The organism is Psychroserpens sp. NJDZ02 (genome assembly GCF_004843725.1).
GTDB lineage: Bacteria > Bacteroidota > Bacteroidia > Flavobacteriales > Flavobacteriaceae > Olleya.
The window spans coordinates 1,919,060-1,943,702 of record NZ_CP039451.1; the positions used below are offsets into that span (position 1 = coordinate 1,919,060).

At 33.5% G+C, this 24,643-nt stretch carries 15 protein-coding genes; 13 read left to right on the forward strand and 2 right to left on the reverse strand.

Annotated elements, in window-relative coordinates:
• Position 1 precedes the first annotated feature (1 nt).
• A complete protein-coding gene (locus E9099_RS08355; RefSeq protein WP_136583202.1) occupies positions 2 to 424 on the reverse strand; it encodes an ATP-dependent zinc protease in 423 nt (140 codons plus the stop codon).
• A gap of 150 nt (positions 425 to 574) precedes the next feature.
• On the opposite strand from E9099_RS08355, the gene uvrC reads away from it, so the two are divergent.
• The 12 genes from uvrC (at position 575) to E9099_RS08415 (ending at position 20,458) form a co-directional block, all read left to right on the forward strand.
• Positions 575 to 2,368 (forward strand): excinuclease ABC subunit UvrC, encoded by a 1,794-nt coding sequence (gene uvrC, locus E9099_RS08360; protein WP_136583203.1) that lies wholly within the window; start codon positions 575 to 577, stop codon positions 2,366 to 2,368.
• Positions 2,365 to 4,605 carry a patatin-like phospholipase family protein gene (locus E9099_RS08365; protein WP_136583204.1) on the forward strand — a complete coding sequence of 747 codons (2,241 nt, stop codon included), beginning with the start codon at positions 2,365 to 2,367 and terminating at the stop codon, positions 4,603 to 4,605. The genes uvrC and E9099_RS08365 overlap by 4 nt, the downstream gene beginning before the upstream one ends.
• A gap of 339 nt (positions 4,606 to 4,944) precedes the next feature.
• Positions 4,945 to 6,105 (forward strand): homogentisate 1,2-dioxygenase, encoded by a 1,161-nt coding sequence (locus E9099_RS08370; RefSeq protein ID WP_136583205.1) that lies wholly within the window; start codon positions 4,945 to 4,947, stop codon positions 6,103 to 6,105.
• Between the two features lie 138 nt (positions 6,106 to 6,243).
• Complete coding sequence (hppD, locus tag E9099_RS08375; RefSeq protein ID WP_101202080.1) at positions 6,244 to 7,407, forward strand: 4-hydroxyphenylpyruvate dioxygenase; 1,164 nt, start codon at positions 6,244 to 6,246, stop codon at positions 7,405 to 7,407.
• 144 nt (positions 7,408 to 7,551) lie between these two features.
• Positions 7,552 to 8,334 carry a DUF3108 domain-containing protein gene (locus E9099_RS08380; RefSeq protein WP_136583206.1) on the forward strand — a complete coding sequence of 261 codons (783 nt, stop codon included), beginning with the start codon at positions 7,552 to 7,554 and terminating at the stop codon, positions 8,332 to 8,334.
• Positions 8,335 to 8,339: 5 nt separating this feature from the next.
• Positions 8,340 to 9,263 carry a tryptophan 2,3-dioxygenase family protein gene (locus E9099_RS08385; RefSeq protein WP_136583207.1) on the forward strand — a complete coding sequence of 308 codons (924 nt, stop codon included), beginning with the start codon at positions 8,340 to 8,342 and terminating at the stop codon, positions 9,261 to 9,263.
• A complete protein-coding gene (locus E9099_RS08390; RefSeq protein WP_136583208.1) occupies positions 9,221 to 10,540 on the forward strand; it encodes a peptidoglycan DD-metalloendopeptidase family protein in 1,320 nt (439 codons plus the stop codon). Before E9099_RS08385 ends, E9099_RS08390 begins: the two co-directional genes overlap by 43 nt.
• Positions 10,540 to 12,183, forward strand: a complete 1,644-nt coding sequence (pgi, locus tag E9099_RS08395) for a glucose-6-phosphate isomerase (RefSeq protein WP_136583209.1) — start codon at positions 10,540 to 10,542, stop codon at positions 12,181 to 12,183. Before E9099_RS08390 ends, pgi begins: the two co-directional genes overlap by 1 nt.
• A 168-nt stretch (positions 12,184 to 12,351) precedes the next feature.
• Positions 12,352 to 14,886 (forward strand): TonB-dependent receptor, encoded by a 2,535-nt coding sequence (locus E9099_RS08400; RefSeq protein WP_136583210.1) that lies wholly within the window; start codon positions 12,352 to 12,354, stop codon positions 14,884 to 14,886.
• A gap of 12 nt (positions 14,887 to 14,898) precedes the next feature.
• A complete protein-coding gene (locus E9099_RS08405; RefSeq protein WP_136583211.1) occupies positions 14,899 to 16,710 on the forward strand; it encodes a hypothetical protein in 1,812 nt (603 codons plus the stop codon).
• A gap of 587 nt (positions 16,711 to 17,297) precedes the next feature.
• Complete coding sequence (locus tag E9099_RS08410; RefSeq protein ID WP_136583212.1) at positions 17,298 to 19,928, forward strand: TonB-dependent receptor; 2,631 nt, start codon at positions 17,298 to 17,300, stop codon at positions 19,926 to 19,928.
• 104 nt (positions 19,929 to 20,032) lie between these two features.
• Positions 20,033 to 20,458: a hypothetical protein gene (locus E9099_RS08415; RefSeq protein ID WP_410523976.1), complete on the forward strand. Its 426-nt coding sequence runs from the start codon at positions 20,033 to 20,035 to the stop codon at positions 20,456 to 20,458.
• 55 nt (positions 20,459 to 20,513) lie between these two features.
• Here the strand turns inward: E9099_RS08415 and E9099_RS08420 are convergent, their stop codons facing one another.
• Positions 20,514 to 21,590, reverse strand: coding sequence for an endonuclease/exonuclease/phosphatase family protein (locus E9099_RS08420; RefSeq protein WP_136583214.1), 1,077 nt, complete (start codon positions 21,588 to 21,590; stop codon positions 20,514 to 20,516).
• A 140-nt stretch (positions 21,591 to 21,730) separates the two neighbouring features.
• Between E9099_RS08420 and E9099_RS08425 the strand changes: the two genes are divergently transcribed.
• Entirely contained in the window at positions 21,731 to 24,622 is a 2,892-nt protein-coding gene (locus E9099_RS08425) for a carboxypeptidase-like regulatory domain-containing protein (protein ID WP_136583215.1), read from the forward strand.
• The last annotated feature ends 21 nt before the right edge of the window (positions 24,623 to 24,643 follow it).

Consider the following 24,643-nt stretch of genomic DNA (forward strand, 5'->3'; position numbering starts at 1 on the left):
TTTATTTGTTATGATTAAAGGATTGGTTTAGGATATCAACGTCTACTAAAAATTTGCGTTTTAAAAATTGTCTACCAATTAAAACGGGAAATCTCATGTCGTCTCTTGTGCTTAAAGTTAAGTTAATCTTGTATGATTTTCCAAAAAAAATCACGTCTGTTTTTATTTTGTAGCGGTTTTCAACACAACCGTTACTGCTTTTTACATCTGTAAAGGTGTACTCTTTAAATATTTTAGTTTCACTATTAAAGTTTGGGTGGCCCTTACTGTAAAAAGTACAATGTAGCCCGTCATCTTTAACCACGACGTTAGAGCAGTGGATTGCAGAGGTATAGGCGCCGGTATCAATTTTGCAGTCTATTTCAAATAAATCCAACTTCGGAAAGTCAATTTTATCGGTTCTACCAATGGTTTTTTTTGTCATTTTTAATGTTTAAAAAGAGGTGCAAGGTAATAAATAAGTAAATAGTATTATTTTTATTTTCAGGTTAAAATTTGAGCTACAAACGATAAGTTATTTTTAAATAATTACCTTTGATTGTTAATAAAAACCGTTCAATTTTTTAGAGTAAAAATGAGTCAAACCGCTTTAGATATTCAGCTTAAAACCTTACCGGATTCTCCTGGAGTCTACCAGTATTTTGATGCGGAGGGCACCATTATATATGTTGGTAAAGCTAAAAATCTTAAAAAACGAGTTAGTTCTTATTTTACCAAAACACATGAAAATGGTAAGACTAGGGTTTTAGTCAAGCGTATTGCAAGTATTAAGCATATTGTTGTGGAGACGGAAACGGATGCTTTATTATTAGAGAATAACCTTATAAAAAAGCATAAGCCACGTTATAATGTTTTATTAAAAGACGATAAAACATATCCTTGGATTTGTATAAAAAAAGAACGTTTTCCAAGAGTGTTTCCTACCCGTCGCGTTATTAAGGATGGCAGTGATTATTTTGGCCCTTATACAAGTATGAAAACGGTTAAAACGTTATTGGGTTTGATAAATGGGTTGTATAAATTAAGAACTTGTAATTATAATTTAGCGCAAGACAAAGTAAGCGAAGGTAAATACAAAGTGTGTTTGGAATACCATTTAGGAAATTGTAAAGGAGCGTGCGAAGGAAGAGAGACAGAAGCAAGTTATCATGAAAATATTGATGCTATTAGGGAGATTTTAAAAGGAAATTTCAAGGATTCTCTAGGTAGTTTTAAAGTGCAGATGAGGCAATTTGCCGAAGACATGGAGTTTGAAGCAGCTCAACGTATTAAAGAGAAAATTGAAGTTTTAGAAAATTACCAAGCGAAGTCAACGATCGTTAATCCTAAGATTAGCAATGTCGATGTGTTTTCCATAATTAGTGATGCTGGACATGGTTATATTAATTTTTTACAATTGTCCTATGGATCAATTATAAGATCACATACGTTGGAAATCAAAAAGAAGCTGGATGAAAGTGATAAAGAACTTTTAGAATTGGCTATTATTGAAATAAGAGCACGTTTTAACTCTAACTCTAAAGAAATATACGTACCTTTTTCTGTGAATATTGGTGAGGAACTTAAGGTTACCGTTCCGCAATTAGGAGATAAAAAGCATATTTTAGATTTGTCTATTAGAAATGCTAAGTATTATAGGATGGAGCGTTTCAAACAAGTTAAAATAACAGATCCAGACCGTCATGCTAATCGTATTATGGTGCAAATGAAACAGGATTTGCGTTTAGGGGAAGAGCCACGACATATCGAGTGTTTTGATAACTCAAACATACAAGGGACTAATCCCGTAGCAGCTTGTGTTGTGTTTAAAAACGGTAAACCAAGTAAAAAGGATTATCGCCATTTTAACATAAAAACGGTTGAAGGTCCAGATGATTTTGCATCTATGGAAGAGGTTGTGTTTAGACGGTATAAACGCTTACTTGAGGAGGAACAACCTTTGCCACAATTAATAATTATTGATGGAGGAAAAGGGCAATTATCTTCAGCATTAAAAAGTTTAGATCTTTTAGGATTAAGAGGTAGAATCGCTATAATAGGGATTGCAAAACGTTTAGAAGAATTGTTTTATCCAGACGATCCAATTCCATTATATTTAGATAAAAAATCAGAAACATTAAAAATAATTCAACAGTTGCGTAATGAGGCGCACCGTTTTGGAATAGAGCATCATCGAAATAAAAGAAGTAAGCAGGCGTTAAATACCGAAATGGAAACTATTCCTGGGATAGGAGAAAAAACGATAGTAGAATTATTGAAGAAATTTAAATCTGCAAAACGAATTTCAAACGCTAAATTAGACGAGTTGGAAGAGGTTGTAGGAGTTTCTAGAGCAGCAAAAATATATAATTATTACCATAAAGAATGAAGCAAATTAGCATCGCTATACTATTAATATTGACTTTTTGTAGTAGTCTTAACGCGCAAGAACAGGAAGTCGAATCTAAAGAACCTAAAGTTGGTTTAGTTTTAAGTGGTGGTGGCGCAAAAGGGTTTGCGCATATTGGTGTTTTAAAAGTTATAGATAGTTTAGGTATTAGAGTGGATTATGTTGCTGGAACTAGTATGGGTGCAATTATCGGATCATTATATGCTTCTGGTTATTCAGGTAAACAATTAGATTCTATTTTTAAAGGGGTTAATTTTGATGACCTAATAAGTGATAATATACCAAGGTCTGCAAAGTCAACGTACGAGAGAGAAATATCAGAACGTTACGCTGTAACGCTACCTTTTGATCATTTAAAAGTAAAGTTGCCATCCGCACTATCTAGAGGTCAAAATGTGTTCAATTTATTAACCAAGCTAATGCTACATGTTAGTGATGAAGACGATTTTTCAAAATTACCCATACCATTTTTCTGTATTGGGACTGATGTAGAAACAGGACAACAAGTGGTCTTGGATAAAGGTAATTTACCACAATCTGTTAGGGCTAGTGGTGCTTTTCCATCATTGTTTCAGCCTGTGGAGATTAACGGGCAATTATTAATTGATGGCGGCGTCGTTAATAATTATCCCATCAATGAGCTTAAAGCTAAAGGGATGGATGTTATTATTGGGGTTGATGTGCAGGATGGTTTAGCAAATCGTACAGACCTATCTTCTGCGCCACAAATATTGTTTCAGATTAATAATTTCAGGACGATAACTGACATGAAAAGCAAGTCTAAAGTGACTGATATTTATATAAAGCCAGATATTACAAAGTTTAATGTGGTGTCTTTTGACGATGGAAACCAGATTATTAAAAATGGAGAGATTGCTGCTTTAGATAAACTTAAAATTTTGCAGCAGTTAAAAGAGAATCAATTAAAAAAACCAATAGTTAGGGGTGTTATAAGATCTCCAGATAGTTTGCAGGTTAATTATATCGAAACTAACGGAATCAATAGATACACAAGGTCTTATGTTTTAGGGAAATTAAAAATGAGGCCATATACTATGGTTACGTATGAGGAAATGGCTGAAGGGGCTAATAATGTAGTCGCAACTAATAATTTTGATAGTTTTTTTTACGAGTTAAAAAAAGAAGATGATGACGCGTACCGAGTAGTGACTACTGTTAATGAAACAAAAAAAACAACATTTTTGAAGCTAGGATTACATTATGACGATTTATACAAAAGTGCCATTTTAGCCAACATCACTAAAAATCAATTTTTACTAAAAAATGATGTTGCTTCTCTGGATTTAATAATTGGAGATCACGTCAGGTATAATTTTGACTATTTTATAGATAAAGGTATTTATTGGAGTGTCGGTTTAAAATCTAGATATAACGAGTTTGAGCAAAGTGTTGTAGCTGACGCCTTTTTGTCACAATCGGAAGCGTCAGTCATAGGTCTTAATAAAATAAATACAGAGCTGAGCGATTTTAGTAATCAGTTTTACTTGCAAACGTTATTCAGAAACGATTTAGCGTTATCCTTAGGTGTGGAACACAAAAAACTTAAAGTAACGACAGAAACTATTTTGTCATCAGACAATCCAAACGAAACGGTTTTTGAAAACAGTAATTATGTTAGTCTTTTCGGGAAACTACAATTTGATACTTATGATAGTAAATATTACCCGACAGAGGGGGTTTCTTTTTTAGGAGAAGCTAATTACTATGTATACTCGTCAGATTATTCAGCTGAGTTCTCTCCGTTTTCAATATTTAAGGCAGAGTTAGGTTATGCTTTTAAAGCGACCGATAAACTTTCTTTTAATTTAGTTACAGATGCAGGTTTTAAAATAAATCCAAAAGCGAATCAGTTTTTAGATTTTGTTTTAGGGGGTTATGGTAATAACTTTATAAATAATTTTAAACCGTTTTATGGATACGATTTTTTAACAATAGCAGCAGATTCTTATATCAAAGGAAGTATAAATTTGGACTATCAATTCTTACCTAAAAACCATATAATGGCTACTGCAAACTATGCAAATGTAGCAGATAGATTGTTTGATGGTACAGAGTGGTTGTCTTTACCAGAATATTCGGGTTATGCTTTAGGCTATTCTTTTGAGTCTTTTTTAGGGCCAATAGAGGCTAAGTATAGTTACTCTCCAGAAACAAAAGATAGTTACTGGTTTTTTAATTTAGGGTATTGGTTTTAATAGGGCGTTTTGTATTTAATCCTTTAAGGGCTTAAATACAATCAGGTCATCCATTATATCTTTTTTTTGCCATAGGTGGCAGCAAAAAAAAGGATGCCATTACTACCCTTAACGCAAAGCACAGTGGTTTTGTTTGTTTTCAATATAAAAACACTTTCTAAACCCATAATTATTTACGATATTTGTTACATTATGACGACAATTTGGGGCGGTTTATTATCACATTTAAAATTCTTGATTAAACGTAATCCAGAGTAGTCTTCCTTCCTTGTTAAGCATTTAGTAGGGCGTCACATATTTCTTAGACGTTATTTTTTTTTCAATTTAAAAACTAAAAAAATGCCATTTTATCATAAACTAGGAAAAATACCACCAAAAAGACATACCCAGTTCAGAAAAGCAGACGGTAGCTTGTATGCAGAACAGTTATTTGGTACCATAGGTTTTGACGGTATGTCAACAAATTCCTATCACGAGCATAGACCAACACAAGTAAAGGAAATTAGAAAACAATACAGTGTTGCTCCTAAAATCGCTAAAAAAAACCACATACAATCTTACCGTTTAAGAGGGTTTCAGGTTAAGCCAGAAAACGATTATTTAGAGTCTCGTAAAACAGTACTTATAAATAGTGATTGTAGTATTATTTTGGCAGCGCCAAAACATTCAACAACTGACTATTTTTATAAAAACACAGACGCGGATGAGCTTATCTTTATCCATAAAGGAACCGGAAAGCTGCGCACACACTTAGGTAACCTAGATTTTAAGTATGGTGACTATTTATTAGTGCCAAGAGGTGTGATTTATAAAATGGATTTTGATACAGAAGACAATCGTTTATTTATTGTCGAGTCTAAAAGACCAATTTATACACCTAAACGTTACCGTAATTATTTTGGACAATTATTAGAGCATTCTCCTTTTTGTGAGCGTGATTTAAGACAACCACAAGAGTTAGAAACACATAACGAGAAAGGGGACTTTTTAATGAAAGTTAAAAAGCAAGACGATATTTTCGAAATGGTTTATGCAACACATCCTTTTGATGTTGTAGGTTATGATGGTTACAATTATCCATATGCCTTCTCAATTCATGATTTTGAACCGATAACAGGACGCATTCATCAACCGCCACCAGTACATCAAACTTTTGAAACAGACGCATTTGTAGTTTGTAGTTTTGTGCCAAGACTGTATGATTATCATCCAGATAGTATTCCAGCACCTTACAATCATAGTAATATTGATAGTGATGAGGTATTGTATTACGTGGATGGCGATTTTATGTCTAGAAACGATATAGATGCTGGTCACATATCCTTGCATCCCGCAGGAATACCACATGGTCCGCACCCAGGAGCAACAGAGCGTAGCATCGGGAAAGTAAAAACAGATGAGCTAGCAGTAATGGTAGATACGTTTAAGCCGTTAATGGTGACTGAGGAAGCGCTTAAAATAGCAGACGAAGACTACTATAAATCGTGGCTAGAACATTAGTGTTAAATAGATTTAAAAACAATAATTAATTAAGATTGAAATAGAAATTCAAGAATTTTAAAAATTGATTTGGAGTTATTTATTAAGCTCTAAAGTCTTTGTTCTTGTTACTTTATTCTTTCTTCTATATACAGTATTATGAGTAAAAAAGAAGTAAAATCAGTAGACTACGGTTTAGAAAAAATATTTGAAGGTGCGCAAGATTTCTTGCCACTTTTAGGAACAGATTATGTGGAGTTTTATGTGGGTAATGCAAAACAAGCAGCTCATTTTTATAAAACAGCATTCGGATTTCAATCTCATGCTTACAAAGGATTAGAAACAGGATCAAAAGACTCTGTTAGTTATGTGTTAAAGCAAGACAAAATCCGTTTAGTATTAACAACACCTTTAAACAGTAAGTCGCCAATTAACGATCATATAGTAAAACATGGTGACGGAGTTAAAATTGTGGCGTTATGGGTGGAAGATGCTAAAAAAGCTTATGAAGAGACTACAAAGCGTGGTGCTAAGTCATACATGGAGCCAGTCGTAGAAAAAGACGAATTTGGTGAAGTAGTAAGAGCTGGGATTTATACTTACGGAGAAACAGTACACATGTTTGTCGAGCGTAAAAATTACAACGGACAATTTTTGCCAGGATTTGTAGAGTGGAAAAGCGACTATAATCCAGAGCCAGTAGGATTAAAATATATTGACCACATGGTTGGTAATGTAGGTTGGGGAGAAATGAATACTTGGGTAAAATGGTATGAAGATGTTATGGGATTTGTTAATTTCTTGTCTTTTGACGACAAGCAAATCCATACAGAATACTCGGCTTTAATGTCTAAAGTAATGAGTAATGGTAATGGACGTATTAAATTCCCGATTAATGAGCCTGCAAAAGCAGCTAAAAGATCTCAAATTGAAGAGTATTTAGATTTTTATGAAGGTTCAGGTGTGCAGCATATTGCAGTAGCAACAGATGATATTATTAAAACGGTGTCTCAGCTTAAAGCTAGAGGTATCGAATTTTTACCACCACCACCGCAAGCGTATTATGATGATATTCCAAACCGTTTAGGTGTGCACATGGAAATGATGAAGGAGGATATTAACGAGCTTCAAAAGTTATCAATTATGATTGATGCTGATGAAGAAGGCTATTTGCTTCAAATTTTTACAAAACCAGTAGAAGATAGACCAACCTTGTTTTTTGAAATCATACAACGTATGGGAGCGCAAGGTTTTGGAGCAGGTAACTTTAAAGCATTGTTTGAATCTATCGAAAGAGAACAAGCAAAAAGAGGAACGCTTTAATTCAGCTTTATAATTTAATAACAAAAAAATGCCATCAAAAATACTGATGGCATTTTTTTGTTTTATACTTTTGGAATAGTAATTGTATTCTAAGTTATAAATAACCTATAGCTTAATCAATTAAGCCCTATAATCACTTTAATTATGAAAAAACAAATTCTTATAATCTTAGCAATATTTACTGCTAGTTTTTCTTTCGCATTAGACCAAGACCCTGCATTTAAAGGAGGCGAATGGTTTAAATTTAAAATGAGCTATAGTGGTTGGATGAAAGCAGGTAACGCAACACTTCAAGTCAAGGAGACAACTTTAAACGGTAAGCCTGTGTTTCACGTGGTTGGAAAAGGTTGGACAACAGGTATGATCAAATGGTTTTTTAAAGTAGAAGATCGTTACGAGAGTTATTTTGACAAAAATACCATTTTACCATATAAATTTATTAGAAAAATAGATGAAGGTGGTCATAAAAAAAATATTGAAATAGAGTTTGATCAAGCTAAAAGGAAAGCGCTGATATATAACAAAAAGCATGACACAAAAAAAACATTGGATACCAAGCCTAATGTTCAAGATATGGTGTCTACTTTTTATTATTTGAGGAACAAGTTAGATACCAAAACACTTAAAGAAGGAGATGAAGTTAAGCTAGACATGTTTTTTGACGAAGAAAGTTATGGTTTTAAGTTAAAATATTTAGGAAAAGAAAATTTGGATACTGATTTTGGAACGGTTGAAACTTTAATGTTTAGACCGTATGTAATGGCGGGACGTGTTTTTAAAGAAGAAGAAAGCTTGACGCTTTGGGTGTCTAACGATAAAAATAAAATACCTTTACGTGTCAAGGCTGATTTAGCAGTAGGATCTTTAAGAGCAGATTTAGTTGCTTATGCAGGATTAAAACATAGTTTTAAAATTATAGTAGACTAAATATAATGAGTGTAGATCAAAAATTAATCAAGCAGTTAGAAGAAAAATATAACGCATTAGACCAGAATGTTAATACGCATTTAGAAGGTTTATTGCATAGTAAGCCTATTGATTATTGGGACTATATTCAGACTGATGCGCTTTTAAACCTGCAAGTGCAACGTACAACGTTACCTGACGAAATGGTCTTTTTAATGTATCATCAAGTTAACGAACTGCTGTTTAAAATGATTTTATGGGAAATAGAGCAGGTCGCAAAACAAGATAAAATAACAGCTTCTTTTTTTGAAACTAAGATCATGCGGATTAGCCGTTATTTTGATGTGTTAACGTCTTCTTTTACTGTAATGAAAGATGGTATGGATGTCCAGCAGTATAATGAATTTAGAAATACACTAACACCTGCAAGTGGGTTTCAATCGGCGCAATACCGTAAAATCGAATTTGCATCTACCGAGTTGATTAATCTTATCGATAACCGATTTAGAGAAACCATAGATCGCAACACATCTTTGGAGCACGCTTTTGAACATTTATACTGGCAAGCGGCAGGAAAGGACTACAAAACAGGTAAAAAAAGCTATACATTAACAGTTTTTGAAGCTAAATACAAAGACGAATTTATTAGATTTGTAGAATTCTATAACACACATAATTTGTGGACTATCTTTAAAAGTTTGCCACAAGAGGTTAGAGAAGACAAAGATTTAATCAAAGCAATGCGTCATTACGATTACACAGTAAATATTACTTGGGTAATGGCACATTATAACACAGCGAATCACTATTTAAATATTGGTGGTAAAACAGCTGAAGCAACAGGAGGAAGTGAATGGGTAAAATACATGCATCCAAAGTATCAAAGACGAATATTTTTTCCAGACCTATGGAGCAAGCAAGAATTGCAAGATTGGGGAAAAGATGTCTAATAGTACTAGTTTCAACATTAACGATTGTTAGTTGTAAAGAGGAAAAAAAAGAACCATTAGAAATCGTTTCGGTAATAGAGCCTGTGGAGCTTTATGAATTTGGTTTTAAGTTGGACGATTATGTTGTAAAACGGGATACTATCAGAAAAGGAGATAGTTTTGGAGAGATTTTGCAACGCAATCAAATAGATTATTCTAAAATATATCAAATAGCAGAACAAACTAAAGATAGTTTTGATATTAGGCGTTTACAAGTAGGTAAACCTTATACGTTGTTGTGTTCTAATGATTCTCTGCAACAGCCAAAATGTTTTATATATCAACCGTCTAAAACAGACTACGTTGTTATAAATTTTCAAGATTCTATTCATGCTTATTCTGATTCAAAACCAATAAAGTTTGTAGAAAAAGAAGTGTCTGGTGTTATCGAGTCTAATATATCAGAAGCATTTGCAAAACAAGGTAAAAGTGTATTGTTAGCTTATAAAATGTCAGATATTTACGCTTGGACTATAGATTTTTCTCGACTTCAAAAAAAGGATAACTTTAAGGTGGTTTACACCGAAAAATATATTGATGATAGTATCTATGCGGGGATTGATAATATAAAAGCAGCCTATTTTCAGCATAGTGGAGAAGATTTTTATGCTTTCGAATTTGAGACAGATACTGTAAATGGGTTAAAAGATTATTTTACGGAAGATGCCAAAAATCTGCGTCGTGCCTTTTTAAAAGCGCCAGTAGAATATAAACGTATTTCATCTAGATATAATTTAAATCGTCGGATTGCTTTATATGGTAATCGTGTGCGTCCTCACAAAGGGACGGATTTTGCAGCCGGTATAGGAACACCAATTAGAGCCACTGCAAACGGAACAGTTATTCAGTCTCGTTACAGTAAGTCTGCGGGTAATTTTGTAGCGGTAAAGCATAACAGTATTTACACTACTAAATATTTTCATATGCAAAAAAGAAACGCCAAAGTTGGAGACTTTGTAAGACAAGGCGATATAATTGGTTATGTGGGGATGACAGGTAATACTTCTGGTCCTCATGTGTGTTATCGTTTTTGGAAAAATGGAAAAGAAGTGGATCCTTTTAAGCAAAAATTGCCAGAAGCAGAGCCTATTTCTGATAGTTTAAAAACAAAGTATTTGGAGTTTATAAAACCGTTGAAAACACAATTAGACGCTATTGATTTTATATTACCGATAGAAGAGGAGCAGATTTTAGATGTTCAAACCATCACAGAAAACTCAATTACATATACTAAATAATGGCATTACCATCAATCAACCCAACAAGTACAAAAGCTTGGAAAAAATTAGAAGCACATTTTGAAATTGCAAAAGGTTTAAAAATGAAAGATTTATTTGCTCAGAATACTGAAAGAGCAAATCAAATGACTATTAAGTGGGAAGATTTTTATGTTGATTATTCAAAAAACAGAATAACCTCAGAAACTATTACATTGCTTTTAGAGTTAGCAGAAGAGACTAAGTTGAAAGAAGCTATTCAGGCACAATTTTCTGGACAAGTTATCAATAAAACAGAAGGTAGAGAGGTGTTACATACGGCTTTACGTGCTAAAGCAACAGATGTTATTGTAGTAGATGGAAAAAATGTAATGCCTGAGATTTTTGAGGTGAAACAAAAAATTGAAGATTTTTCTAACCAAGTCATTTCAGGACATTTAAAAGGATATACAAATAAAGTCTTTACTGATGTTGTAAATATAGGTATTGGAGGTAGTGATTTAGGACCAGCGATGGTAGTGGAGTCGCTTCAGTTTTATAAAAATCACCTAACAACTCATTTTGTAAGTAATATTGATGGGGATCATGTTAACGAGGTTTTAAAAAAACTAAATCCTGAAACAACGTTGTTTGTGATCGTTTCAAAAACATTTACAACACAAGAGACATTATCTAATGCTAATACTATTAGAACCTGGTTTTTAAAGCATGCTAATCAGGAAGATGTGGCAAAGCATTTTGTCGCTGTATCTACTAATGAAGAAAAAGTAAAGGACTTTGGAATAAATGAAAATAACATCTTTCCGATGTGGAATTGGGTTGGTGGCCGTTTTTCACTTTGGAGTGCTGTAGGATTGACTATTAGTTTATCTGTAGGTTACGAAAATTTCGATTCGCTTTTAGAAGGGGCCAATAAAATGGATACCCATTTTAAAACAGCAGATTTTGATCAAAATATTCCAGTTGTTTTGGCATTATTAAGTGTTTGGTATAATAATTTTTTCAAGGCAGAAAGTGAGGCAGTAATACCTTATACCCAATATTTAACGCAGTTTGCAACATATTTGCAACAAGGGATAATGGAGAGTAATGGTAAAAGTGTGGATCGTAATGGAGTGCCCGTAAATTATCAGACAGGAACATTAATCTGGGGAGAGCCAGGTTCAAATTCGCAACATGCTTTTTTTCAGTTAATACATCAAGGAACTAAGTTGATTCCTGCAGATTTTATAGGTTTCGCACAATCATTGTATGGTGATCATGATCACCAAGATAAATTGATGTCCAATTATTTTGCCCAGACGGAAGCTTTGTTAAACGGAAAAACAAAAGAAGAGGTTGAGGCAGAATTTCGTGGTCAAAAGGTTTCAGAAGAAAAAATAAAAGATCTAACACCGTTTAAGGTTTTTGAAGGTAATAAACCGACAAATACAATCTTCATAAAAAAACTAACTCCAGAAAGTTTAGGAAAATTAATAGCCATGTACGAACATAAAATATTTGTACAAGGTGTTATTTGGAATATCTACAGTTATGATCAATTTGGAGTCGAATTGGGTAAGCAATTAGCCAATAAAATCTTAAAAGAATTTGATGCGCCCGACTTTACTAATCATGATGCTTCCACTTTAAATTTGTTAGAATTATATAAAAAATTAAGGTAACTTATGCTAATTCTGCATAATATTTTTATTTTTAGTATATTATTGTAATTTTATATTTATTTTTTTTACTTTCGTTTTTGTGCATATGTTAACATTAAGTTAATATTACATCTGTATTTAGTCGTATTTTTGCACAAATTTGAAACTAACTAATCTTAATTATTTACAATGAAAAACACAATTAAAGTTATGTTTTTTGCAGTGACATTAATGTTTTCTGCATTTACAATGGCTCAAAGTACTATTACTGGAACAGTGGTGGACTCTGACACAAAAATGCCTTTATTAGGAGTTAACATTATTGAATCAGGGACTTCTAATGGAACATCTTCCGATTTTGACGGACAGTTTTCGCTAACAACTAAGTCAAGTACAACTACAGTTGTTTTGTCTTATGTTGGTTTCATAGACCAAACGGTGGAAATAAGTGGAAATAAAGATTTAGGAGAGGTCGTATTACTGTCTAACCAAGTTGGTTTAGATGAAATAATGATTATTGCTTCTGTCGCTGTTGATAGAAAGACACCAGTTGCGGTCTCTACAATTAGAGCAAAGGATATTGAATTAAAATTAGGGACTCAAGAATTTCCGGAAATTTTAAAATCTACTCCAGGTGTCTACGTAACAAAACAAGGTGGGGGTTACGGTGATAGTAGAATAAACCTTAGAGGGTTTAATTCTGAAAATGTTGCCGTAATGATTAATGGTGTTCCCGTGAACGATATGGAAAACGGAGCTGTTTATTGGAGTAACTGGGCTGGTTTAGGTGATGTAACGTCTAGCATGCAGGTTCAAAGAGGTCTAGGGGCTTCAAAAGTAGCAGTAGCTTCAGTAGGAGGAACAATAAATATTTTAACCAAAACAACAGATGCAGAAGAAGGAGGTAGCTTTGGAGCTAGTATTGCTAATGATGGTTATTTTAAATATGGGATGACATATTCTACTGGGTTAAACGATAAAGGTTTTGCCGCAACAGTAAGTGCTTCAAAAATTACAGGAGATGGTTATGTAGACGGGACAGAATTTTCAGGATACAATTATTTTCTTAATTTATCACAACAATTAAATGACGCACATAGATTATCATTTACAGCCTTTGGTTCTCAACAAGAACATGGTCAAAGATATAACCGTTCTACTATTGGTGAGCTTCAAGATACAGATTCAGGACCTCAAAAGGCGAATAGAGATTGGGGTTATAAAAATGGTGAAGTGTACCACCAATCTTATAACTTTTATCATAAGCCACAAATGTCTATTAATCATTTATGGACTATAGATGATGATTCTGCATTATCAACAGCAGTTTACGCTTCTTTCGGTTCTGGAGGAGGACGAAGAGATGAAGGTTCTAAGATAGGGTCTGACGATTACAGAATTGGAAGTGCAGGTTTACAACCTATAGATTTTGATAAAGTAGTTGCGGAGAATCAGTCAACTGGAGCTTATGGTTCTACTGATATTATTTCATCGTCTAGAAACTCGCATGAATGGTATGGTTTATTATCAACTTACAAGAAGGTAATTAATGATGAACTTACAATTTCTGGTGGTTTAGATGCGCGTTCTTATGTTGGGTCACATTGGTATCAAGTAGATGACTTATTAGGAGGTCAATTTTTCTTAGATAATGAAACGGATACTTTTGCTTATGGACAAGCTTTAAAAGTTGGAGATAGGTACAATAAAGACTATGATGGTCTTGTTCAGAGATACGGATTATTTGCACAAGCTGAATACCAAGTTACTGAAAAATTAAACTTATTTATTGCTACAGATGTTTCTAATAGTAATTATAAGAAAAGAGAATACATGAATAATACCATAATTGGAAGCAGAGAATCTGAATCTGTTAACTTTATTGGTTATGGAACTAAAGGTGGTGGTAACTATAATTTAGATTCAAATAACAATGTGTTTGTTAACGTAGGGTATTTTTCAAAAGCACCATTTTTAACTAATGTGTTTTTAGATGAAGACACACTTGCAGCTAATGAGGATGCAGTAAACGAAAAAGTATTTAGTGCAGAATTAGGATATGGTTTCCGTGGAGAAAAATTTAGCGCTAACATAAATGTTTATTATACACAATGGCTAGATAAATCAACTAGTGGACAAGTAGGAAATAATGATGATCCATTATTTTATAACTTACAAGGGGTAGATGCACTACATCAAGGTGTAGAACTTGACTTTAAATATAAAGCAAACGATAATATTACCTTAACAGGTATGGCTTCTTTAGGGGATTGGCAATGGAAAAGTAATGTGTCATCAATTATTAGAAATCAAGCAGGAGATGAAGTAGACGTTGTAGATGTTATTGCTGATGGCATAAAAGTAGGAGATGCGGCTCAAACAACATTTGCTTTAGGTTTAGATTATAAGTTAGGACAAAAATCTAATATTTATTTAGATTATAATTTTGCAGGTGATAACTATGCGTCTTATGATGTAACAAATAGATCTAGTGCTGATCTTCCTGATGTTTGGGAAGTGCCGGATTTTGGATTATTTGATGTTGGTATGAGGCATGGTTTTGCAGTGGGATCATTTGATGCTACTTTAATAGGTAAGGTTAATAATGTTTTTAATACAGAGTATATTTCAGATGCTAATGATTTAGATGGTACTTCAACAGCAGCATTAGTTTATTATGGTGCAGGACGAACATATAGCGTAGCATTAAAAGTTAATTTTTAAAAAAATATTAAAATGAAAAAAATAATTTATTGTTTAGCTGTTTTAGGGATGACCTTAGTTGGTTGTAACCCTCTTGAAGACGTTTATAACGATTTAGATGCAACAGCAGATCCTATTGTTGGTTCTGAGTCTTATATACTTACAGGTGACGATTATGCCGAATTAGAATTAAATTTTGGTAGTTTTAGTTCTGTAGAAGATGCTCAGTCACTTATACCAGGTTTTTTATCTAATAGATACCCTTTTTGGGGGCAAGGATCATCTGTCTTAGTTGGATATGATTTATACGTGGGTAATGCTTTTGATGTTAGAGACTATAATTTTAACCAAGCTGATTATACTTTTACTGGAAGTGATGGGTTAGGTTTTGATGCAGGAGCAACACCTGAAGATTTTTTAGCAGATATTCTTGCAGCTAATGTTACTGATCCTTCAGTAGGAGATTATCGTAGAGCAAGATATTATCAATATACTGGAGCTTTTGGTGTTGTTACACCAACAGTTTCTTTAGATGATAATTTTGATTATGGTGCTGTTTCTGGTGACTTAACAACAACAGGTGTTGCTAATTGGGAAGCGCATTCTGGAGAAGGTTCAGGTCCAATAGGATATGATGTTTCTAGTTTGTCAATGACTGATTATCCTTCGTCTGATATTGCAGGTTCTATGACAATTGATTCAGGAGCATCTGAAGATGTTTCAAGTTATTTTGCAGAAATAGCTACAGGAACTGTGTACGCAAGTACTTTGATAAACTTAAGTACAGTGGGAGACGGAACTTATATGTTTCATCTTAGAGATTCTGATTTTGGTTTTGTAGCTAGAGTAGGAGCAAAGGATGACGGTGCTGGGAATATCTTATTTGGTGTTGGTGCTAGTTCTAGTGATTTAACTTACAGTACTACAAGTTTTGATTTAAATACAACGTATCTTCTTGTATCTTCATACAATATAACTACAGGTGTGTCTAATTTATATGTACTATCTGCTGTCACAGCTGAAGAGCCGACGACTCCAGAAGCAACAAATACAGGAAATGCAGGTGTAGCTGTTTCTGGTATTGCAGTGCGCCAAGGGTTTGGTGGACCAACAGGGGCTTTAGATGGTATACGTGTTGCAAACACATGGTCTGCTATTATGAGTAATGATGTACTAGAAGATGAAATAGTAGGAGATAAAATAGCTTACGAAACGTATTTTGAATACACAGGTTCAGAATGGGCTCTACCTTCTGATGGTTTTTATGCGATCACTGATGCTGATTTTGACTCTATGGGTATTGAGAGTTTTGGAAGTTCAATCTCTGCAAATGATTATTTAGTTACTTTTTTAAGTTCAAAATATCCATATGCTCAAGAGGAGGATGCTATAAATATAGCATATAATTATGAGTCAAGTTCTAGTGGCTCAGGTGCAAGAGGTAATTTATATACATTTGTAGAGGGGGCTTGGGTAGCTTATGAATCCACAATTTCTACAACACTTCAGTTTGGTTTTGATGAAGGTCTTTGGGTTCCTGATAATACAATTAGGTACACTTTAACCGCTGATGATTACACATTAATATCTACATCTTTAGCTGGTGATTATCCAACTGCAACAAGTAGTATGATTAGTTATGGTAATATGGATAGAAGAGCTGGGAATCCTAATGAATGGACCAACTCTATGGTGTTGGAAGCAGTAGCTGTTGTTTTAGATGTATTAGCCCCTTCTGCTGAAGAGGGTCAAAAGTATACTGTTACTATTGAGGTTTATAATGGTAGTAATACTACTGAAGATTTCTTAGTTATTAAAACTGCTGGAAATTGGGTATACCAATAGTCTTATAGTTTTAAAATATTAAAGTAATTAAAAACCGCTTCTGTCAAGAAGCGGTTTTTTTATGCTTAATAATTACAGCGTTTTTGTCATAACTAGTTAAAAAGAAGCATTAAGGTGAAAATGTTGTAGGACCTCTCTAGTGTTTTTTTCTGACGATAATTACAACTGTCAATACATTAATAAAGAGTTTTAAAAAAAAGGAGGTATTGTTTAGTAGTTTAGTCAAAATTATCTTCGAGAGAGCTTTATTAAAGAAGTGATGAGAAATTCAGTCTCAGCTTCTAACGCAGCGGAACACCCTATTGTAATTATTTTAGTAGTCATCTTTTCATGCTTTTACAACAAACTTGTCTTATTTTTTTTCTAAAGTTTATTTAGTTTCTATTTCTTTAATTAAATATATATAAGCAAGTGATCAATAAAACCTTTCTTAACCATACGACGCAATGGGTAGGCTTCAAACGATTCTTCTATTATTTATTTTGTGATTTTATTTAGAACATTTCTTAACGTTAAGTTAATATTGGAATAATAAATAGTCGTACTTTTGCACGGAATTTGAAATTAACAAATCTTTATTTAAGACAATGAAAAACACAATTAAAGTTATGTTTTTTGCAGTGACACTAATGTTTTCTGCATTTACAATGGCTCAAAGTACTGTTACAGGAACAGTAATTGACGGCGAATTTAACTCAGCACTGCCAAGTGCAAGTATTGTTGAGCAAGGTACAAGTAATGGTACAATTAGTGATTTTGATGGGACGTTTACTTTTGAAACACAGGCAAGTTCAGGTGTTCTTGTAATCTCATATGTAGGTTATGGTAAAAAAACAATCTCTTTCAGTGATAGTATTAATCTTGGTGAAGTACTTTTAACATCAGACAATTCTTTAGATGAGGTTGTTGTTGTTGGAACAGGAGTTATAGATTTAGCAGGAGGAAGAGAAACTCCAATTGCAGTTTCTACAATTAGAGGTAAAGACATTCAGTTAAAAGCAGCAGGTAACGCTGAGTTTGGTGAAGCTTTAAAAAATACACCATCGGTTTACGTATCAAGTCAAGCCGGAGGATTTGGTGATAGTCAGATCTTTTTAAGAGGTTTTGATCAAACTAATACGGCTTACTTATTAAATGGACAACCAATTAATGGGATGGAAGATGGGAATATGTACTGGTCAAATTGGTCTGGTATGAGTGATGTTGCTAATGCCGTACAGATTCAACGTGGATTAGGTGCTTCAAAGTTAGCTATATCTTCAGTAGGAGGGACAGTAAACATTGTTTCTAAAACTACAGAAAATCAAGAAGGTGGTTTTGTAAGGTTTTTGGGTGGTAACGATAGCTATGCTAAAGCAACAGCGTCATACAGTTCAGGGTTAAAAGAAAGTGGATGGGCTTACACTGTATTGATAGATCATTGGCAAGCATACAGAAAGTACTCAGAAGGTACTGCTGGACAAGGTCAAAATTATTTATTTTCTGTTGGGTATAAGCCAAATGAGAAGCATACGCTTAACTTTTTGTTAACAGGTGCGCCGCAATGGCACGATCAAAATTTTTCTGATGATTTAGAAAATTATGAGACATATGGTGAAAAATATAATGCAAATTCAGGATATTTAGAAGGATCACGTTTTACAGAAAGACGTAACTATTATCACAAACCAGTAGCTAATTTAAACTGGGATTTTAATATTAAAGAAAACTTAGAATTATCAACTGTACTTTATGCATCTTGGGGACGTGGTGGTGGAACCGGAGGTATTGGTAATGGGAGAGTACGTGATAATGCTTCAGGACTAATTGATTTTGATCAAATTGTAGAGAATAATATTGGTTCTGCAACAGAAATAAATGGTGGGCAATATGGGACTTCTAGTGATTCTTATTTAAGAAGATCATCGGTAAATGCACATGACTGGTATGGGGTACTATCTAATTTAAGCTATGAAGCAGGTGATAACTGGTCTTTTAATGTTGGTGTTGATGGTAGAACTTATAACGGTAAACATTTTTATCAATTAGAAAACACTTTAGGATTAGACGGGTACAATGATGCTTCTGGAACAAATAGACCGAGTGATTACTTGATTACAGAAACCTTTGAAGCAAATCCTTGGAGTGCATTATTTGATTATGCAGATGATGACCAAAGATTTAATTACAACTATGAAGAGGTAATTAATTATGTTGGTAGTTTTGGTCAAGCCGAATATAAAAACGATAATTTTTCTGGTTTTATTCAAGCTGCCGTTTCAACTCAATCCTATCAAAGAGAAGGATTTTTTATAGGTAATGGAAATGGTTTAGGGAAGTCCGAAAAAATAGAAAAAGGGGGTTATAATTTAAAAGGTGGTTTTGCTTATAAAATAAATGAGAACCATGCGTTTTTTGTTAATGCTGGTACCTTTTCACGTCAACCATTTTTAGACAATATTTTTTCAAATATTAGATACGAGAACACTCTAGCAGAACCTGATGTAGATAACGAAGAAATTACAAGTTTTGAAGGAGGATACAGATTTAAAGGTAAAGAATGGAGAATAAATGTAGATGTATATTCTACAGATTGGGGTAATAGATTTTTATCAACAAATGGTCCAATACAACCCGGTGCAGATGGTGTTGTAGATACTGCAGATGACGAGTTTAGTACATACAGACTTACTGATGTTACACAAAGACATAAGGGAGTAGAATTTGATTTTGAGTATAGACCAACTGCAGCTTCTTTTAGTTTTAAAGGTTACGGTTCTGTAGGAGATTGGAAGTATGATGGAGTAACACCTTATACGCTTCAAAATGATGATACTGGTGATTTTATAGTAACTGATGGAACGGTAGATTTAACAGATGTTAAAATAGGTAATGCTCCTCAAACATCTTTTGGTGTAGGGATTAGAGTTAAGTTATTAGACGGCTTATCTGCAGATATTGATTATAACATATATGCGGATTTATACGAATTTGTTGATCCTGCAGATGTTGCTGCAACGGCTATAGCTGGTGGAACTTACCAATCTATAGGAATAGATTCATACTCATTAGCAGATGCTGGTATAACTTATAACTTCGATTTAGGATCTAATAAAATGTCTTTTAGAGGTAATATTTATAATTTGTTTAATGAATCTTATATTAGTCAAAAAGATGCTTTTGGTTATTATTTGGGAATTGGAAGAACGTTTAACGCAAGTTTACGTTACAATTTCTAGTACTATCTAACAAATAAATTTTTTAAAACCGCTTCTGTAAAGAAGCGGTTTTTTTATGCTTAATAATTACTACATTTGCGGTATAACTAATTAAAATAAGAATTATGATAAAAATGTTGCACTCGTATTGGGCCTATTTAGTGTTTTTTATGATGATAATTGCCACAGCAAATGCATTGATAAAGTATTTTGGTAAAAAAGAATATGAACCTTTAGATTTTCGTATTGCATTATTTACTTTAATAGTTTCTCATATTCAATTATTGTTAGGTATTGTTTTGTGGTTTTCGCAAGATTATTTTGGAGAGAGTTCTATAAAGGAAGTTATGGGGAATTCAGCATTACGTTCTAATGCTGTGGAACATCCCGTTGCAATGATTTTGGCGGTAGCTTTTATTACTATTGGTTATTCGAAACATAAAAAGAAATTAACGTCTGCAGGAAAATTGAAACCGTTGGCTATCTTTTATACTTTGGCATTTGTTCTAGTCTTAGCAAAATTACCGTGGAAGGCATGGTTTAATTTATAATAAACAAAAAGCGACCAATTGGTCGCTTTTTTGCGTTTTTAGAGTTTGAATTTCTTTATTTACTGGAAGGTTTTTTAGTCTCGATTTCTTTGATTAAATACATATACACAGGAAAGTGATCACTAAACCCATTGGTGAAACCGCCATCTGCAAAACTGCGAAGAGGATAGCCTTTAAATCGTCCCTTTTTTGTCACTAAATAGTTTTGGTTAAAAATTCCTGCTTTGTAGTATGTCCAATTAGAATAATCTTTATTTAAAAAAGGTTGAGTCATCATAATCTGATCAAATAAACTCCAGGCATCTCTATAAGCTGTGGTTCCTAAGCCACGTTTTTTTAACATATCTATAAATGGGTTGTAAATACCTTTAAAGTCCACTTTTTCTTTTTTTCTTTCAGCCTTTAAAACGGCTTTTACACTGGCGTTTGTTGGATTGTCATTTAAATCGCCCATAGTTATTATTTTAGCGTAAGGATTCAGGGATTGTAAGCTATCCATTAAGTGTTTATTAAGTTTGGCGGCTGCCACACGTTTAGGTCTGCTTTTAGCCTCTCCTCCACGTCTTGACGGCCAATGGTTAACAATAATATGTATTGTTTCTTCTTCTAGCTTTCCTGTAACTAATAATTGATCTCTAGTGTTTTGGCGCTTATGCGTGTCGCTATCATATATTTTTAGGGTATGTGTGCTTTTGGAAATCACTTGAAATAGTGATTTTTGATACAAAAGACCTACATCTATACTTCTATTGTCTGGGCCATCAAAATGAACAATAGCATAATCCTTGCTCAATAGTAAAGGGTCATTTACGACATCTTCTAGGACAGAAATGTTTTCAATTTCACAGACTCCTATTAATGCTGGGCTATTATTAGTAATGTCGTTTCCAATATCAGAAATTACACGTGCCATATTGTGTACTTTTTTCTTGTAGATTTTTGAACGATTAACCTTAATTTCCATCATTGGACTTGCTTCGTCAAATTTTGTAGGATCATTAATGGTGTCAAATAAATTCTCTAGATTATAGAATGCTATGGTGTGTATTCGATAATTTTTTTCTTCTTGTCCAGTAAGATTTATATAAACTATTAATAATAGTAATGTAAGTCTATAATTTAAGTGGTTCATTATTTAATGTGTTATGGTTTAGGTGGTTATTTGCAAATTGATTTTCAAAAGTATATATTTATTAAATATAATATAAAATACTAAGTCTTTAAAAATCAATATTTAACGTAATGGTAGGGCTTTGACACTAATCTCAGTATATGACAAGAAATTTTTTAGTATTCGTCTTCTTGATTTTTTCAAAATTCACGCTCTTCGCTCAGGATACCGTAGTAAAAGGAAGTGTTAATGATGCTGTAACTAATCGACCTATATCAGGAGTGATTGTAACCATAGAGGATTCCGGTTTAACAACTAAAACAGATGATTTTGGTCAATTCATCTTTCGTGAAAATATTCCATTTGGAGAACAGGTTTTAAAAATTGAGCAAGTAGATTATACTACTAAGCGTTACCCTATAATTGTAAATAGCGGAAAAACTATCGATATACAAGATATGACTTTAGCTTACAAATTAGGTGATAGTAAGGCTATGTATATTATTTCCATTTCAGATGAGCAATTAAATAGTGAAGATGATGGATTGACTAGTAATGTTTCGGGGTTATTGCAAGCTTCTAAAGATGCTTTTTTAACTGCGGCTGCATATGATTTTAGTGCAACTTTTTTTAGGCCAAGAGGTTTGGATAATGCTAATGGTAAAGTTTTAATTAATGGTCTTGAACTAAATAAACAAAATACAGGTCGACCACAATGGGGGAATTGGGGTGGTATTAATGATGTGCAGCGTAACCAAGATTTTTCGATGGGAATGTCTTCTAACGATTATAATTTTGGAGATCTAGCTGGAACAAATAATATTATTATGAGAGCCTCTAAATACCGTAATGGTGGACGTTTGTCTATGGCATCAGCCAATAGAAGTTACCAAAGTCGTTTGATGCTTAGTTATAATTCTGGTTTGATGAAAAACAATTGGGCTTATAGTGTGTTAGCTTCCAGAAGGTTTGGAAATGGAGGTTATGTGGAGGGAACATTGTATGACGCTAATTCCTTTACGGCTTCAGTAGAAAAACAAATAAATGCCGAGCATAGTCTTAATTTTACAGCTATTTACGCTCAAAATAGAAGAGGTAAAGGAACCGCTTTAACGGATGAAATTTTTGATTTAAAAGGAAGTCAGTATAATCCTTTTTGGGGAATTCAAAATGGAGAAATAAGAAACTCTAGAATACGAGAAATAGAAGAACCAATTATAATGTTAAACCACTATTGGAGTATTTCGGAAAACGCATCAATAAATACAAATATTGGATATCAATTCGGGACCTCTGGAAATACAAGAGTAGATAATGGCGGGACGCGTTTAGTAAATTTTCAAGGACAGGATAGTTACATTGGAGGTGCACGTAATACCGATCCTACGTATTACCAAAACTTACCAAGTTATTTTTTGAATGTTGACGGAGGGCCAACAGCTTATAATTATGAACAAGCTTATATAGCACAACAAACGTTTCAAAATGATGGTCAGTTTAATTGGAATGATCTTTATATCGCTAATACAAATGCAGCAAATCAAGGGTTTAATTCAATTTATGCTATTCAAGAAGATAGAGTAGACGATAAGCAGTTAATGGCTAATATTATTTTTGATACCCAGTTAAGTGGTAACATTCGTTTAAACGCAGCAGTAAATTATAGGGATTTAAAAAGTGAAAATTTTGCGGTAGTTTCAGATTTGTTGGGAGGAACAGGTTATTTAGATGTGGATTTTTTCTCTGATGAAACAACAGAGTCTACCGATGGAACATTAACAACAGCTCAATCGGATGTAAGAAACCCTAATAGAATAGTTACAGAAGGAGAGCGTTATAAATACAATTATAATATTGATGCTAATGTATTTAGTGCTTTTGCGCAATCTGTATTTAATTACAGTAAAGTAGACTTTTATTTAGCAGGTAATGTTTCAATAACAAATTATCAACGGGAGGGGTTTTTTGAAAACGGCTATTTTACCGGTCATTCTTTTGGTAAAGGAGAAAAAGTTCAATTTAAAAATTTTGGAACAAAAGCAGGCGCAACTTATAAACTGTCTGGTAGGCATATATTGGATTTTAATGGGGCATACTTCACCAAGGCGCCTAATATTGGAAATACGTTTGCTAATGTTAGGCAGTCCAATATGCTTATTGAAGATGTGGATAGTCAAATTATTACAAGTCTAGATGCTAGTTATGTTTTTAGATCTACAATTGTAAAAACAAGGTTGACAGGGTTTTATTCTAGTTTTAAAAATGGGACAGAAACAGGATTTTATTATAGTGAAGGTGTAGGGAATAATCTAGTCCAAGAAGCGGTTACAGGGATAGAAACACAACGTATTGGAGCTGAGTTTGGTATTGAGGCGCAAGTGACACCTACGATAAAGCTAAAAGGCGCTGTTTCTGTTGGACAGTATACCTATAATAATAACCCTAATTTAACTTTTTATAGCCAAGAATTTGGCGTGGGACGTGCAGTCTTTGGTCACGGAACAACTAATCTTAAGGATTTACATATTTCTGGAGGACCAGAACAGGCAGTACAATTAGGTTTTGAGTATCGTGATCCAGGATACTGGAATGTTGGAGTTACTGCTAATCACTTCTCTAATGCGTATGTAGATGCAAGTGCAATAAAAAGAAGTGCGGCTTTTGTAACAGATCCAGAATTATATTCCGAAACCCAGTTTCAGGAAGGTACTGCGGATGGAGCTGTTTATGTTTTAACTGGTGGTGAGATTAATAACATAGATCCAGATATTGCTAAACAATTATTACAGCAAGAAAAGTTTGATTCTTATATGTTAGTCAATATAATTGGAGGTAAATCGTGGAGAGTAGGCGATTATTTTTTAGGTTTTTTTGCTACTATAAATAACGTGCTTAATCAAGAGTATAAAACGGGTGGTTTTGAACAATCTAGGCGTGTCGATTATAGAAGTCAATTAGCGGAACAAACCAATGCTAACGGACCTGTGTTTGGTAACCGTTATTTTTTTGGAAATGGAACCACTTATTATTTAAATGTTTATGTAAGATTTTAATTATGTTTAGAAATAAAAGAA